This is a genomic window from Brevundimonas sp. (genome assembly GCF_044336875.1).
In the GTDB taxonomy this organism is placed as follows: domain Bacteria; phylum Pseudomonadota; class Alphaproteobacteria; order Caulobacterales; family Caulobacteraceae; genus Brevundimonas.
The window spans coordinates 333,084-346,244 of the sequence record NZ_JBIIOP010000002.1 but is presented as its reverse complement, the minus strand read 5'-3'; the positions used below and the strand labels follow the sequence as shown (position 1 = coordinate 346,244).

Annotated in this window: 15 protein-coding genes and 1 pseudogene; 5 read left to right on the top strand and 11 right to left on the bottom strand. The window is 65.9% G+C overall.

Features of this window, described 5'->3' with window-relative positions:
• Window positions 1-121 precede the first annotated feature (121 nt).
• Window positions 122-1,042 carry a LysR family transcriptional regulator gene (locus ACIQ1T_RS05060; RefSeq protein WP_395943437.1) on the top strand — a complete coding sequence of 307 codons (921 nt, stop codon included), beginning with the start codon at window positions 122-124 and terminating at the stop codon, window positions 1,040-1,042.
• 18 nt (window positions 1,043-1,060) lie between these two features.
• Here ACIQ1T_RS05060 and ACIQ1T_RS05055 read toward each other — a convergent pair whose 3' ends face one another.
• From ACIQ1T_RS05055 to ACIQ1T_RS05045, 3 genes and pseudogenes are all read right to left on the bottom strand, one after another.
• Window positions 1,061-1,549, bottom strand: coding sequence for a retropepsin-like aspartic protease (locus tag ACIQ1T_RS05055; RefSeq protein ID WP_395943436.1), 489 nt, complete (start codon window positions 1,547-1,549; stop codon window positions 1,061-1,063).
• Window positions 1,550-1,817: 268 nt separating this feature from the next.
• Window positions 1,818-2,096 carry a prolyl oligopeptidase family serine peptidase gene (locus ACIQ1T_RS05050; RefSeq protein ID WP_395943435.1) on the bottom strand — a complete coding sequence of 93 codons (279 nt, stop codon included), beginning with the start codon at window positions 2,094-2,096 and terminating at the stop codon, window positions 1,818-1,820.
• Window positions 2,087-2,218: pseudogene (locus tag ACIQ1T_RS05045) on the bottom strand (hypothetical protein); the annotation flags it as partial. The gene ACIQ1T_RS05050 and the pseudogene ACIQ1T_RS05045, both read right to left, overlap by 10 nt.
• Before the next feature lie 128 nt (window positions 2,219-2,346).
• Between ACIQ1T_RS05045 and ACIQ1T_RS05040 the strand changes: the two are divergent.
• The gene (locus ACIQ1T_RS05040) at window positions 2,347-3,276 is read left to right on the top strand and encodes an SDR family NAD(P)-dependent oxidoreductase (protein WP_395943434.1); all 930 of its coding nucleotides are present in this window, start codon (window positions 2,347-2,349) and stop codon (window positions 3,274-3,276) included.
• Between the two features lie 32 nt (window positions 3,277-3,308).
• Here ACIQ1T_RS05040 and ACIQ1T_RS05035 read toward each other — a convergent pair whose 3' ends face one another.
• Entirely contained in the window at window positions 3,309-3,677 is a 369-nt protein-coding gene (locus ACIQ1T_RS05035) for a winged helix-turn-helix transcriptional regulator (RefSeq protein ID WP_395943433.1), read from the bottom strand.
• Between the two features lie 95 nt (window positions 3,678-3,772).
• Here ACIQ1T_RS05035 and ACIQ1T_RS05030 point away from each other — a divergent pair, with 95 nt between their 5' ends.
• On the top strand, window positions 3,773-4,621 hold the full coding sequence (locus ACIQ1T_RS05030) for an enoyl-CoA hydratase/isomerase family protein (RefSeq protein ID WP_395943432.1): 849 nt from the start codon (window positions 3,773-3,775) through the stop codon (window positions 4,619-4,621).
• Between the two features lie 24 nt (window positions 4,622-4,645).
• On the opposite strand, the gene ACIQ1T_RS05025 is transcribed toward ACIQ1T_RS05030, so the two are convergent.
• The 7 genes from ACIQ1T_RS05025 to ACIQ1T_RS04995 form a co-directional block, all read right to left on the bottom strand.
• Window positions 4,646-5,563, bottom strand: coding sequence for an alpha/beta hydrolase (locus ACIQ1T_RS05025; RefSeq protein ID WP_395943431.1), 918 nt, complete (start codon window positions 5,561-5,563; stop codon window positions 4,646-4,648).
• Window positions 5,564-5,580: 17 nt separating this feature from the next.
• Window positions 5,581-5,886, bottom strand: a complete 306-nt coding sequence (locus ACIQ1T_RS05020; RefSeq protein WP_395943430.1) for a GNAT family N-acetyltransferase — start codon at window positions 5,884-5,886, stop codon at window positions 5,581-5,583.
• A 28-nt stretch (window positions 5,887-5,914) separates the two neighbouring features.
• Window positions 5,915-6,649: a MoaF-related domain-containing protein gene (locus ACIQ1T_RS05015; RefSeq protein WP_395943429.1), complete on the bottom strand. Its 735-nt coding sequence runs from the start codon at window positions 6,647-6,649 to the stop codon at window positions 5,915-5,917.
• Window positions 6,650-6,665: 16 nt separating this feature from the next.
• Window positions 6,666-7,835 (bottom strand): amino acid ABC transporter substrate-binding protein, encoded by a 1,170-nt coding sequence (locus ACIQ1T_RS05010; RefSeq protein WP_395943428.1) that lies wholly within the window; start codon window positions 7,833-7,835, stop codon window positions 6,666-6,668.
• A gap of 7 nt (window positions 7,836-7,842) precedes the next feature.
• Window positions 7,843-8,220, bottom strand: coding sequence for a nuclear transport factor 2 family protein (locus tag ACIQ1T_RS05005; RefSeq protein ID WP_395943427.1), 378 nt, complete (start codon window positions 8,218-8,220; stop codon window positions 7,843-7,845).
• Between the two features lie 322 nt (window positions 8,221-8,542).
• Window positions 8,543-9,283 (bottom strand): SDR family NAD(P)-dependent oxidoreductase, encoded by a 741-nt coding sequence (locus tag ACIQ1T_RS05000; protein WP_395943426.1) that lies wholly within the window; start codon window positions 9,281-9,283, stop codon window positions 8,543-8,545.
• 168 nt (window positions 9,284-9,451) lie between these two features.
• Complete coding sequence (locus ACIQ1T_RS04995) at window positions 9,452-10,201, bottom strand: SDR family oxidoreductase (RefSeq protein WP_395943425.1); 750 nt, start codon at window positions 10,199-10,201, stop codon at window positions 9,452-9,454.
• Between the two features lie 118 nt (window positions 10,202-10,319).
• On the opposite strand from ACIQ1T_RS04995, the gene ACIQ1T_RS04990 reads away from it, so the two are divergent.
• Together ACIQ1T_RS04990 and ACIQ1T_RS04985 are read left to right on the top strand one after the other, a co-directional pair.
• Complete coding sequence (locus ACIQ1T_RS04990) at window positions 10,320-10,964, top strand: TetR/AcrR family transcriptional regulator (RefSeq protein WP_395943424.1); 645 nt, start codon at window positions 10,320-10,322, stop codon at window positions 10,962-10,964.
• Window positions 10,965-11,907: 943 nt separating this feature from the next.
• Window positions 11,908-12,975 (top strand): IS110 family transposase, encoded by a 1,068-nt coding sequence (locus ACIQ1T_RS04985; RefSeq protein WP_395943423.1) that lies wholly within the window; start codon window positions 11,908-11,910, stop codon window positions 12,973-12,975.
• Window positions 12,976-13,161 lie beyond the last annotated feature (186 nt).

The window sequence follows — 13,161 nt, the reverse complement described above, 5'->3', positions numbered from 1 at the left end:
CAGCTTCAGGGGACGACAGTCACCAGACACGGCGCCCGTCGCGATCTACATTCGCACTCCGATATGTGATGCGGTATGATCCTTAGACGCTACTCCGCGTCGCCGTTTGGGGAACGCCGCCTTGGACATCGAAGAACTGCGCACATTCGTCGAGGTGGCCGACGCCGGGGGCGTGTCCCAGGCCGCGCGCCGGATTGGCGTGGCGAAATCCATCGTCAGCCGCCGGCTGCAGCGACTGGAGGAATCGCTTGGCGTTCAGCTGCTCGCCCGCACGACGCGTGGCGCGGCGCTGACGGAGGCGGGTCAGACCTTCCGCGACTACGCCGTCCGGATCGCAGCCGAGGTCGATGTCGCCAGGGAGACCATCCTGCCTGAGGGCGAGTTGCGCGGCCGACTGCGCGTCTCCGCTCCGCTCACCTTCGGTCCGACGCACATCTCGCCCGTGTTGGCCGAGATGGCGCGCCTGCATCCCCAGCTTAGCATCACGACCTGCTACACCGACCGCTTCGTCGATCTGGTGGCGGAGGGTTACGACTGCGCGATCCGCATCGGCTATCTGGTCGATTCCAACCTCGTGGCGCGCAAGATCGGCCCGTTGAAGGGCAAGATGGTGGCCAGCCCGGAGTATGTGCGCAAGCACGGCGCGCCCAGGACGCCGGACGAGGTCGCCGACCACGAAGCGCTCATGCAGGGCACGGAGGTCTGGCGATTCCTCGACGGCGAGAAGTTGATCACCGTCCGTCCTCAGGGCCGGTTCAAGGCCGACAACGCGACCGCCCTCGCCTGCGCCGCCATGGCGGGATTGGGCCTCGCCTGCATTCCCGACGATTTCGTCGACGATCACATCGCCTCCGGAGCGCTGATCTCGGTCATGTGCGACTATCCGCCGCCGCCGGCCGGGGCCTATGTCCTTCGGCCGCCGGGCTCTCATCCGGTGCGCAAGATCCGCGTCCTGACCGAACTGCTGATCCGGTACTGGAACGACAGAGACGCGCTGACGGCGCTGATGCAGGGGAAGCGGCCGGACATGGACCCGGGCTAGGACTGCGGGACGAGAGGATCAGCGCCCCTCGACCTCATCGGTCGCTCGCAGAAACAAGGTCTGGCTTCCCACATCCAGAACGCCGTTGAACCGCGTCAGGACATCCTGGCCGATGACGCCGTCGATATCCGCGCCCGCCAACGATTTGAGGCGATCCACGACCGATGTCAGGTCCAGGGTCCGGATCTCCTCAATGTCGAGCGTCACGCCTTCGATCCCAAAGGACCGGATGGGCAGGCGATGCATGGTCGTCTGCCCGCCCGCGCCGCTCGAGACCTCGCCGTCGCCCTTCGGCGCCTGCAGGGAGAATTTCCCAAGTCTGGCGCTGTGGACGACCGTGCCGCCCGCGCCCGAATCGACCACGAACTGACCTTCGACGCCGTTTATCGTTACCTTGACGGTCTCGTGGCCGGTGGAAAGCTTGGTCATCTGGATCGCAATATAGCCGTGCCGCCCGAGGTAGCCGGCGAGATCCTGAGCGCGAACCGAACTGGGCGCCAGAGTCACGCCTGCGCTCAGGATCGCCAGGGCCGCGGCGAGTGAGGCGGGTTTGGAGAACATGCCGAAAAGGTCCTTGAGCTGCGGTCAGCCCGCTACCTGGCGTTCGACCACGCCGTCGCGTAGCCCCCGGCTCGGAGACGCCGCGTCGCGATTTGCGCGACACGCCTGTCTCAGGCGCGACGTCACCGACCCGCCGGAACAGGACGCCCCACATCCAGCCCCGTCCATTCGGCGGCGAAGGCCCACATGTCCGCGGTCTCCACGATAATCTTGCTCAGCGGCTTGCCCGCGCCATGGCCCGCCTGGGTCTCGATGCGGATGAGGCGGGGACGGTCCCTAGGTCAGCGGCCTGGAGAGCGGCGACGTATTTGAAGCTGTGGGCCGGAACGACCCGGTCGTCGGTATCGGCCGTCGTGACCAGGACCGCAGGGTAGGTCTCCCCCGGGCGAATGGTGTGGAGGGGCGAATAGGCGACCAGGGCCCGGAAATCGGTCTCGCGCGCCGGCAGGCTCCGAAGATGGGGAGTCGTGACAGCGTCTGCGCCTCCACCCAATCGGCCACGGCTCGGTCCGCCCGGGCGTCGTTCTCCAGCCAACGGTAGGGATCGGGAACGCTCTGGCCGAAATACTCATCGGTGACGGATCCACGGGTGGTCGTCGGGTAATCGAGTGGCATGGGGGCCTCCTGACGGCTGCAACCGGTGACGAAGTTCCGAGATATCAGGCTAAGCACGAGGCGCATCGCGCGGTCTCGGGGTTCGGGGCTAACCGGGTCTTCGACAACGCTCCGCCCCGCCGGGGAGAATGGCCAAGGCCGCCGATGGGTCCGTTCCGCGTTCGGCGACACGGCGTTTCGGCGTGCGACTCTTCTTCAGCGTTCGATCAATGGACAGGTGGGTTCCCAGACCCACCGTGGAGACCAGCATGACTGCTGAAACACCCGTCGCCCTCATCACCGGCGCCTCGTCCGGGATCGGGCTCGCCTATGCCGATCGTCTCGCCAGGCGCGGCCATGATCTGGTCCTCGTGGCCCGGCGGGCCGAGCGATTGCGCGCCCTCGCCGACCGCCTCGCCGCCACCTATTCCATCGACGTCCGCACGGTCGCCGCCGATCTGACTCAGCTGGAGGATATTGCCAGCCTCGAGACGCTCATCCGCAGCGAGCCCCGCCTGCATACACTGGTGAACAACGCCGGGATCGGCAGACTGAGTCCCTCGATGGAAACGAGCGACGCCGACGCCGCCTTCACACTGGACCTGAACGTCGTGGCCCCTACCCGGTTGAGCCGCGCGGCGCTTCCCGGCCTTCTCGCGCGCAACGCCGGCGCCATCATCAACATCGCGTCGGTCATGGCGGTCGAGGTCCTGCCGGTCACCACCCTCTACAGCGCGACCAAGAGCTATCTCCTGGTATTCAGTCGCGGCCTTCAGCTCGAGACCGCCGGAACCGGCGTTCGCATCCAGGCCGTCCTGCCCGCCAGCACCGCCACTGAGTTCTGGGACAGTGCGGGGGTGCCGCTTTCGGCGCTCGATCCGGCTTCGATCATGACGCCGGACCAGGTCGTCGATGCGGCCTTGGCCGGGTTCGATCAGGGCGAAACGGTCACCTTCCCGACCGTCGAGGACGACCTGCTCTGGTCCCGCTATGAGGCGGCGCGCCAGGCCCTGTTCGCCGCGACACAGACCGGCCGACCCGCACGGAGATATGGCCTCCCCGGAACGGATGCGCCGTGACGGACGTCGTTCAGGCAACGCATGACGCCCGCTTAACGATCGTCGTAGTCCCTCTGGGCCGACTGGATGACGTCCATGTTCTCGACCGTCCAGTCGTAGAGGGCGGCGAAAGGCGTCTGCAGCGAGCGCCCCAGCGTCGTCAGCGAATACTCCACCCCCGGCGGCGACCCCGGCAGGACGCGCCGTTCGACCATGCCGTTGCGCTCCAGCTTGCGCAGCGTCTGGGTCAACACCCTCTGGGTGACGCCGTCCAGTCGCCGCTTGATCGCATTGAAACGCCGAGGCTCCCGCAGCACCTGCAGGACCAGCATCGACCATTTGTCGGCGATCTGATCGAGGATCGCGCGGCTGGGGCAATCGGCGCGATAGACGGGGTCAAAGGCTTCTGTCGAGAGGGTCATCGTGTCCCTGAGCATACCTGGGATGCTTCAAGTGCGTTCTTGACCCTAGGTATTCAAGAGATACCTAAACGGCCCTCCTTCAGAAAGGCCCCGTCATGACCCTTCCACATCTCTCCCGCCTCATCGTGACCATCGACGCCGGCGTCGCGCGCGTCGTCATCGACAATCCTCCGGTGAATGTGCTGGACGCCGCACTCGCCGGTGAGCTCGTCACGCTTCTGGACGTCCTGCGGGATGACCCGACGGTCCGCGTCATCGTCTTTGAGAGCGCCAATCCGGACTTCTTCATCGCTCATGTGGACATGACGTTGATCGACACGCCGACAGCGTTCGACGAGGTGGCTCGGAGGCTGCCTGCCGCGCCGAACCCGTTCCAGGCCCTGGCGCTCAGACTGCGCGCCCAACCTCAGCTCACGATCGTCAAGCTCGAAGGCCAGGCGCGTGGCGGCGGAGCGGAATTCGTCGCGGCGGCCGATCTCAGCTTCGCGGCGCTGGAGAGCGCCGGGCTCGGACAGATCGAGGCCCTGATGGGCATCCTTCCCGGCGGCGCGGGAACCCAACTGCTTAGCGAGCGGACCACCCGGGGGCGCGCCCTGGAGATCGTCCTCGGCGCCGACCTGTTCGACGCCGCCACGGCCGAACGGTACGGCTGGATCAATCGCGCGCTTCCGGCCGCGGACCTCGACGGCTTCGTCGACCGATTGGCGCGAAACATCGCCGCCCTGCCGGAGGGTGTGATCGCCGCCGCCAAGACCGCCCTGCCTCCGCTGGATCTCGATGTCGGGCTGCAGCGCGAGCATGACGCCTGGGCTGGCCTGTTCACCCGCCCCGCCGCCGAGGCCCTCATCCGTGGCGGCCTGAAGGACGGCGCCCAGACGCCAGACGGCGAGCGGACCCTGGAAGCCCTGCTCCGACGCCTGTGGGAGCGTCTGCGACCGACCTGATCGCAAGGGCCCGGCGTCGGGTCGTCAGAGATGGCGCCGGAAGAAGGCGGTCAGCCGATCAACCGCCTGCCCCACATATTCGGGCTTCCAGTACATCTCGTAATGGCCCGCGCCCTCGACGGCCAGGAACTCCTTGTCCTTCGAACGCGACAGTCCAAACAGCTTCTCTCCGGCTTCGTACTGCGGGGTCGATCCGCGACGTCCGCCGACGACGACCGACAGGGGCTGGGTCAGGAGATCGGGCACCAGACTGAAGACCTCGAAGCCCAGGACCTGGCTGAAGCTGGTGAACAGCAGGCGATTGTTGGAGTTGGCGTTCCGGTACTCGCTCTCGCGGTAGAAGTAGACCGCCTCCAGCGTGTCACGGTCGGTGACGCCCTGGTTCCTGGCGTCCTCAAGACTGTCGGGGATCCAGGGGTCATAGCGAAGCGGCGCCCCCCGCGCCTCGGCCGTCCTTTGACGACCGACCTCCGCGATCTTTTCGAGCAGTTCCTCTTCGCTATGGAAGCCCCGGAAGGCCGAGCCGATATCGTTGGCGACCACAGTTCCAATGGCCTTGAAGCGGTGGTCGGTCAGCGCCGCGCCGATCGCATAGCCGCCGCCGGCGCAAAGACCCAGAAGGCCCAGCCGCGCTTCGTCGACGAACGGCTGCGTCATCAGCCAGTCGACGGCGCATTTGACGTCCTCGACGCGGACGGCGGGATCTTCCAGACCCCTGGGCTCCCCGCCGCTCTGTCCTTGGAACGACGGATCGAAGGTCAGGGCGACAAAGCCGCGCTCCGCCATGTTCGCGGCGTAGATGCCGCCGATCTGTTCCTTCACGCTGCTGCCCGGCGTCGTCAGCACAAGCGTGGCGTAGGTCTTCTGCGGATCAAAACCCTCGGGAACATGGAGGTCGCCGACCACCTCGATCCCGCGGTTCATGAACGTGATGCGCTTCATGGCGTGCTCCGTTTCGCCTAGATGCCGAGGATGCCCCGATAGGTCGGGTGAACGGCCTCAGCGTGCTCGGGATGTTTCTTCAGATAGGCCGAGAAGAAGGGGCAGACCGGCAGGATGAGCAAGCCGCGTTCCCTGGCGTCGGCGATCACATGTTTGGCCAGGCGACTGGCGATGCCGCGGCCCTCCAGCCGCTCCGGCACCAGGGTCTCGGTGATCATCAGATTGGGCTCGGACAGATTGTAGGTGACGACCGCCACATCGCCGTCGATGGACAGTTCATAGCGGCTCTGCTCGACATTGTTGCGGATCTCGGGGTCGGACATCTCGGGCCTCGGTAGTGGAAGGAAAGGATCAGGCGGCCGGCAGTCGGTCGGCTTCATCGGGATCGAACATGGCGACGCCGTTCGCCCCGGCCGTAGCCGAGACTTCGTCCTGCAGGACGTCCCAGTGCTCGGCCAGCTTGCCGTTCTCGATGCGGAAGAGATCGATCACGACCTGGGGCGTGTCCGCCCAGCCGCGAATGCGACCGTGAATGGCGACTAGGTCCCCCTCGGCGACGATGAGGCCGGGCTCGTAGAAGACGTCCGTGGACAGACCTGCGACCAAGCCCTTCAACGCCGCGCGGCCTTGAAGGATGTGCGGGTTATGCTGCACATAGTCCTCCACATAGAGGCGATCGATGGCAGACGTGTCGCGGCGCTGGAACAGGCTGGTCATCGCCTCGATCACCAGCGCCTTGTTGCGGTGCGGGCGCGCATCCGACGTCGCGTCGGGCGGGGTGACCACGGTGATCGGTCCGCTCATGCGCAGAAAGCGCCCGTCCGCCAGGGTGGCGTGCGAGTGGATCACCCCCCGGTCAAAATCCTGTACGTGGACGACGGTCGCGCCGGTCTCCTCGACCCAGCTGACGAGAAACAGGCCTCCGCCCAGTGGCGTCACGGCGATGTCGACGACCTCGCTGTGCGCAAAGGGGCCCTCCTTGATCTCAAACCGGAGCTGGCTCAGCGAGAGCAGGGTCAAGGTCGCCTGGAACGGCTCGAAGACGACGTCAAGTTCGAGCCCGACGGGGTAGTGATCGGATGGCATCGGCCGGATCCCTGGTTCAAACATAAGGGTAGCGAAGCGCGCCGCTCGCCAGTTCGGGCGGCCAGACCACCGCCTGGCGCGAGCCGTTTCGAAACTGCTCGACCCCCTCCCCTTCGATGTCCTGGAACTGCACCTGGAGGACACGGGGTCGGCTCCATTCGCCGCCCGTCCCAAACTGGACATCCCCCATCACGGTCTGGAAGGTCGCGTCTCGCGTGTGGGCCGTCAGCGTCTCGTCATCCAGGCTCCCCGTCTCACCCACGGCCTGCGCCACCACCTGCATCTGGGCGTAGGCGAGAAGCGCGGTGTAGTGGCCCAGCAGGTCGACGCCCGCATCCGCCGCACGCGACTGGTAGATCGTCAGCACCTCCGCCGCGCCATCGAACATCAGACTGGGCGACGGCGCCCAGTACTCGTAGTTGACGACGCCGTTGAGAAGAGGGCCGAGCGCCGTCTTCACCTCGGTGTTCTGCGGACCGATCATGGAGGCTCCGACCATTTTCGGCCGCCAGACGTGACGACGCAGGCTGCGGATGAAGTCGGCGGAGTCCTTCAGGTAGGAGCAGACGAACAGAAGCTCGGCGTCCGTCGCGGCGATCGCGTCCAGGATCGGAGAGAAGTCCTCGGTCGACAGCGGGTAGGTCTGTTCGAAGACCACCTCGAACCCGTAGGTCGCGGCATTGGCCTTGGCGCCCAGGATGGGATTGCGGGCGAACTCGGCGTCGGCGGACAGGAGGGCGACACGCCTGGGCCTCGGCGACTGTTCGGCCGCCAGGGCGAAGAAGCCTTCAGTCAGGGCGGCGTTCGGGTCCGGACCGGTCGGGATCATGGCGAAGTACTTCGGGTAGTCGAGCCCGCGGTTCACCCCCAGCCCCATCAGCCCGACGAAGTAGCGCCCGTGACGCGACACGACCGGCAGGGCCGCCAGGAGCGTGTTGGTGCCGTAGCCGCCCAGGACCAGATCGACCCGGTCCTGATCGATCAGCTTCGCGTAGAGGCTCGATGTGCGATCCGCCCGGCCCTCGTCGTCATAGCAGACCAGTTCGACCGGCCGGCCCAGCAGGCCGCCGGCGCGATTGACGTCTTCGCACCAGATTTGATGCGCCAGCTGGGCCGAGCGGGTGTTTCCCGCCACCGGCCCGGTCAGAGACAGGCAGTAGCCGATGCGCAAGGGAGCGGCGGACATGGCGGGATCAGGCCGGCGTCGGATCGAGGAAGACGTGGATCGTCTTGATCCGACCCTGCTCGACCTGAACGACGTCGGTGCCGGTGACCGCCGCCGGCCCGTCGGCCGGGCCCGCCCGCCAGCGCAGGCGGGCCAGGCCGTGATGGCCGACCGCCGGTCCGTCGGCGGCGAAGGCGAAGTCAGGCGGGAAGCTCGTCAGAAGCGCGTCGATCGTGCGCGTGATCTCGGCGTGGCCCGTGGCGATGTGGCCCGGCTCGTAGAGCACGGCGTCGGCCGCGTAGATCTCTGCGATGGCTGTCTTGCGCCGTTCCGCATCAGGCTCGCTGAAGATGCGTTTGAGGTTGGCCTGGAGCAAGCCGTCATAGTCGATGGTGTCGTCTTCCATGCGCCGTTTCCTTGTCCTGGACGCCGCAGCCTCAGTCGCCGGAGGCGTCTCGTTGTTTCCACGTCCTCGCTGCTTCGTCCCGCCACGCCCCGGAGGTTGCGCGCCAGGCGCCCGCTCGGTCGGCGGAGCACACCTTCCTAAGCTTGACTAACGCCGAAGTCGCGCATCTGCGCGTCCCGAAAAACGCGACACGCTGGCGCAAAAATCGAACCAGGTGAAAGCGGCCCCGCGCCAATCTCTGATTGCAGCGGTTGGCGGACCAGGCCGGTCGCCGCCTTGAGAGGCCGCCGCCGGCGCGAGAGGGGCATCACCTCGGTCCGAACTAGGCGATCGCCCCCCCGTCGACGGTGAGGGTCACGCCCGTGATCACGCTTGCGGCCGGGCTCGCCAGGAAGACCACGGCGTTCGCCACCTCGTGCGGTTCGCCGTAGCGGCCGATGGACGTGAGGCTGCGCTGGAAGTCCGCCACCTCGCCGTCAGCCGGATTGGCGTCGGTGTTGGTCGCCCCGGGCTGGACCAGGTTCACCGTGACGCCGTTGGGGCCGAGTTCGCGCGACAGGCCGCGGGTGAAGGAGGTCAGCGCCGACTTGGACATGGCGTAGGTCGTGATGCCCGGGAACGGCACGCGTTCGCCCAGCGCCGAGCCGATCGTGATGATCCGCCCACCGTCGCCCAGATGCGGAATGACCGCCTTGGCATAGAGCACCGGCGCGCGGACATTGACGTCCATGACGGCCTGATAGTCGCCGAGATCGAGGTCTGCAATCGGACCGGCGAGACCGATGGCGGCGCTGTTGACGAGAATGTCCAGGCCGCCGAGCGCGGCGACGGCTTCGCCCACGGCGCGCGTGATGGCGTCGGGGTCCGCGCTGTCGGCCTGGATGGCGGCGACGCGTCGCCCCGTCCCGCCGATGGACCTGGCCAGAGCCTCGGCCTTCTCGGTGGAGTTCTGGTACGTAAAGGCGACGTCGGCTCCGTTTTCCGCCAGAGCCCGAACGATCGCTGCGCCGATGCCCCGCGACCCGCCGGTCACCAGGGCGCGCTTGCCAGTCAGATCAATCATCTATTTGTCCTCTTTCGCCAGATTGGGATGAGACGCCCCCGCGACAGGCGCGGGATCAGAAAAGACGCTCGACAACTTGTCAGGCCAATCTGGGGTTCGGCGCCTGCAGCCCTTAGTGTCGGGAAGCGTCAAACAGCGTTCCGGAAGAGGGAACGGCGAACCTCGGCGTTAGACGGCGCCGGCGGCAAGCGTGACGGCGTCTTCACCGGCGGGGATGCGAAACGGCGAAGACGGCTCCGTCACGGCCCGCCAGACCGCTTCCGCCACATCGCTCGCCGTGGTGATTTCGACAGGCGGCTGCGGCGATGCGGAAAAGACCTGCTTGGCCCAGACGGCGTAGGCTTCAGGGACGCCGCCCTGCGAACGGGCGCGAGCGGTCGTGCTGAACGAGGTTTCCGGGGCGCGCCCCGGGATGACCAACCTCACGCGAATCCCGAACGGCTCCACCTCAAGGGCCAGGTCCTCGCTGAAGGCTTCGACCGCCGCCTTGCTGGCCGTGTAGGCGGACAGCATCGGCAACGGCTTGAGGGTCACGGCCGACGACAGGTTGACGATCACGCCCGAGCCCTGCGCGCGAAGGCCCGGCAGGACCGCCTGGGTCACCGCCATTGTTCCGAAGGTGTTCAACTCGAAAAGCTGGCGGATCGCATCAATCGACACGCCTTCCAGCGCCCCCATCAGGCCGGCGCCCGCATTGTTGACAAGGGCGTCGATCGGCCCCGCTTCCTGCACGGCCCGGGCGATGCTGGCGGCGTCGGTCACGTCGAGCTCGATGATGCGAAGCCGTTCGGAAGAAGGCAGCAGATCCTCCTGCGGTGCGCGCATCGTCGCGATCACCGTCCAGTCGCGATCAAGGAAATAGCGGGCGGTCTCAAGCCCGAAGCCCGACGAGCTGCCGGTGATGAGAATGGTCTTCATGACAAAAGCTCCTGTAAAGCCTAACGGGGGCGCTGCTGCGACTAGAAAACGGATCATTGATCCGATAAAGTCAAATACGGATCACCGTTCCACTTATCAAGAGAGGATGTTGGCGACAATGTCGACCAAGTCGCGACTGGCGGCCGAGCCCGCGCCTATGACGACGGCGGATGACCAAACGGCCGCACCACGCATGCGCGCCGACGCGCGGCGGAACGAGGAAGCGATCCTGGAAGCCGCCAAGATCGTGTTCGCGCGCTCGGGAGTGGACGCACCTATTCGCGAAATCGCTGCCCAGGCCGGCGTCGGCCTGGCGACTCTCTACCGTCGGTTTCCGACAAGAGCCGACATGGTCGCGGCCGTGTTTCGACGTGAGGTCGATGCCTGCGCCGACGCGGCCGGTGCGCTCGCCGCCCAACACCGGCCTGGGGAGGCGCTGGCGGCTTGGTTGATGCGCTACACGCGGTTCATCGCGACCAAACAGGGATTGGCGGCCGCCCTCCACTCCGGCGATCCCGCCTTCGCCGCCCTGCCCGACTATTTTCGCAAACGGTTCGAGCCCGCCTTGTCCATGCTGCTGGAGGCGGCCGCCCTCAGCCGCGAAATCCGGGCGGGCGTCGCGGCCTATGACCTTCTCCGCGCAATCGGGAACTTGGCCGTGGCCTCCGACGATGGTGGCGCGGCTCACACCGAACGCATGGTTATGCTGTTGATCGATGGGCTTCGATATGGCGCGACGAAGCCGGGGCGGCCCGGCCCGTAACCGCTCTCGCGGTGAAGTAGATGATCCCGTCACGATCACGTCTGCGACCGTTGCAGGCTTGGCGGCTGTTGGCGTGTCGTCTGGGACGTGCGGGAGCGGACCTGCGCCGGAACCGGCAAGCTAAAGCGACGCCCCAGCCGTGATCGGTCGCAGTCGTGCCTACGACCGGTGTACCTGGAACAGACATCTCGAACCGCCGCAATGGGTCAGAAGCGGACCCTAGGTACGCACGAGAGATCAAGCCTCTCCGCCACCCTCCACCACCGTAGGGCTACGGGTTCGCGCTATCCCAACCCGACCGCTAATGTCGCCCTGTCGTCAACCGAATCCCCTCGCCGGAGGCCGCTCCCGCACGCCCCCTTCCCTCACTCCCACTCGATTGTCCAAAAGACCCGAAGGCGCTGATTTATCAGCGTCTTTTCTTTGATCTACTGAATATGCCGTCAGCGATACCGACACTTATACACGACTACTGAAAACTAACGGGAATTTTGCCAATATAAAATTTCAGTGATCTCGCCATCTATCGACACGTAACCGCCGCTGGCGAGTCCGCCAAGCGCAAATGGCTCCGACCTCAGAGCGGCTTCTATACCGACGATCCATACCGACACGATCAACTGGCGGGACTCGACGATACCGTCATTTGAATGGTCGGCCAATGTCGTCAGTGCGCCAGAAGCATGCGTAATCGGGCAGTCCCGCGATGGGGCAAGCTCCCATAAGATGCTCGGCTCAGTCCGAGATGAAGGGAGACGACTATGTTCTACGCTGCGTTGGATGTGTCGCTGCGCTCAGTGGCGGTCTGCATTATCGATGAAGATGGGAAGGTCCGCCTCGAGCGATCTGTGCCCTCTGACGTACCGGACCTGGTCCGATGCCTGAAGGAGTTCGGCGAGCCGATCCACGAGGTCGCCTGGAGGCCGGCACGTTGACCCAACACTTGACCTACGGCCTTCGCGAAGCTGGCTTCGAAGTCGTCTGCATGGAGGCCAGGCAGGTGGCTGCGGCCCTGTCAGCCATGCGCAACAAGACCGACAGGCACGACGCCCGTGGCATCGCCCAGATCCTGCGCTCGGGCTGGTACAGCCGCGTTCATGTGAAGAGCGTCGAAAGCCATCACCTGCGGGCCCTGCTGACCAGCCGCAAGGTAATGCAGCGTAAATGCATCGACCTCGAGAACGAGATCCGCGGCCTGCTGAAAGTGTTCGGCGTGAAGCTGCCGATGCGCCTGTCGCGCGGCGCGTTCAACGTCGCAGTGCGCGACACCGTCGAGAGTGATCCGGCGCTGAGCCACGCCCTCCTGCCGATGCTCCAAGCGCGTCAGATGCTGTTCGACACCTTCATGGAGCTCGATCGACGGGTGCGAAAGGCGGCTCACGAAGATGAGGTCTGCACCCGGTTCATGGGCATTCCGGGCGTCGGCGAGATCACGGCGCTGAGCTTCAAGGCTGCCGTCGATGACCCGACCCGCTTCAAGAGCTCGCGCACCGTCGGCGCCCACTTCGGACTGACGCCTCGACGCTTCCAATCCGGCGAGAAAGACAATCCCGGTCGCATATCCCATGCCAGCGACTCCGATGTGCGCGCCACCCTCTATGCAGCCGCCAATGCCATGCTCATGCGCTCGATCAGGTGGTCGAGCCTGAAGGCCTGGGGCATGCGGCTGATGAAAACCAAGGGCCGCCGGCGCGCCATCGTGGCGGTTTCATCGTCAAATGTTCCAGTAAGGTCTTCAGTTGGTTGCGAAACTTGGCCGAACGCCGTTGGTTCCACCGTTCGTTCGCCGACCCGGTCCGACGACCGGTCAGTCGGGAAGATCTGCCAGGTTCATCGGTTCGACCTTCTGGACGGCGTTCGTGGCGTTTCTCCAGTCTTGCAGACGTTTGTAGACGAACAGCCGAGCGCGCATGATCTGTCCGAGCGGTCGGTGCGCCTCGAGACTGTTAGCCGGGTTGAATCCCATGCGCTCGTCCCAGGCCTGCGCCTTGGCTCGTTCCACGCGCTCTGAGGCGGAAACCGGATCACGCCGACAGTCCGATAAGGGCTGTCGTTCTCGTCCCAGCGAACCGAGGCGTCCTCGATCGGCATACTGTCGATGTCGGTCGAGAGCTGGACCCTGAGCTCGAACGCGGCGCCGGTCTGGGCGAACTGCTCCACCATGGCGTGGCGGAAGACGTCGGGATCGCCGCCGAGT

Bases quoted from the DNA above. Each gene is read 5' to 3' on its own strand.
- ACIQ1T_RS05040 (WP_395943434.1), top strand. From the start codon at position 2,347: ATGGCCAAGGCCGCCGATGGGTCCGTTCCGCGTTCGGCGACACGGCGT.
- ACIQ1T_RS05035 (WP_395943433.1), bottom strand. From the start codon at position 3,677: ATGACCCTCTCGACAGAAGCCTTTGACCCCGTCTATCGCGCCGATTGC.
- ACIQ1T_RS05030 (WP_395943432.1), top strand. From the start codon at position 3,773: ATGACCCTTCCACATCTCTCCCGCCTCATCGTGACCATCGACGCCGGC.
- ACIQ1T_RS05025 (WP_395943431.1), bottom strand. From the start codon at position 5,563: ATGAAGCGCATCACGTTCATGAACCGCGGGATCGAGGTGGTCGGCGAC.
- ACIQ1T_RS05020 (WP_395943430.1), bottom strand. From the start codon at position 5,886: ATGTCCGACCCCGAGATCCGCAACAATGTCGAGCAGAGCCGCTATGAA.
- ACIQ1T_RS05015 (WP_395943429.1), bottom strand. From the start codon at position 6,649: ATGCCATCCGATCACTACCCCGTCGGGCTCGAACTTGACGTCGTCTTC.
- ACIQ1T_RS05010 (WP_395943428.1), bottom strand. From the start codon at position 7,835: ATGTCCGCCGCTCCCTTGCGCATCGGCTACTGCCTGTCTCTGACCGGG.
- ACIQ1T_RS05005 (WP_395943427.1), bottom strand. From the start codon at position 8,220: ATGGAAGACGACACCATCGACTATGACGGCTTGCTCCAGGCCAACCTC.
- ACIQ1T_RS05000 (WP_395943426.1), bottom strand. From the start codon at position 9,283: ATGATTGATCTGACTGGCAAGCGCGCCCTGGTGACCGGCGGGTCGCGG.
- ACIQ1T_RS04995 (WP_395943425.1), bottom strand. From the start codon at position 10,201: ATGAAGACCATTCTCATCACCGGCAGCTCGTCGGGCTTCGGGCTTGAG.
- ACIQ1T_RS04990 (WP_395943424.1), top strand. From the start codon at position 10,320: ATGTCGACCAAGTCGCGACTGGCGGCCGAGCCCGCGCCTATGACGACG.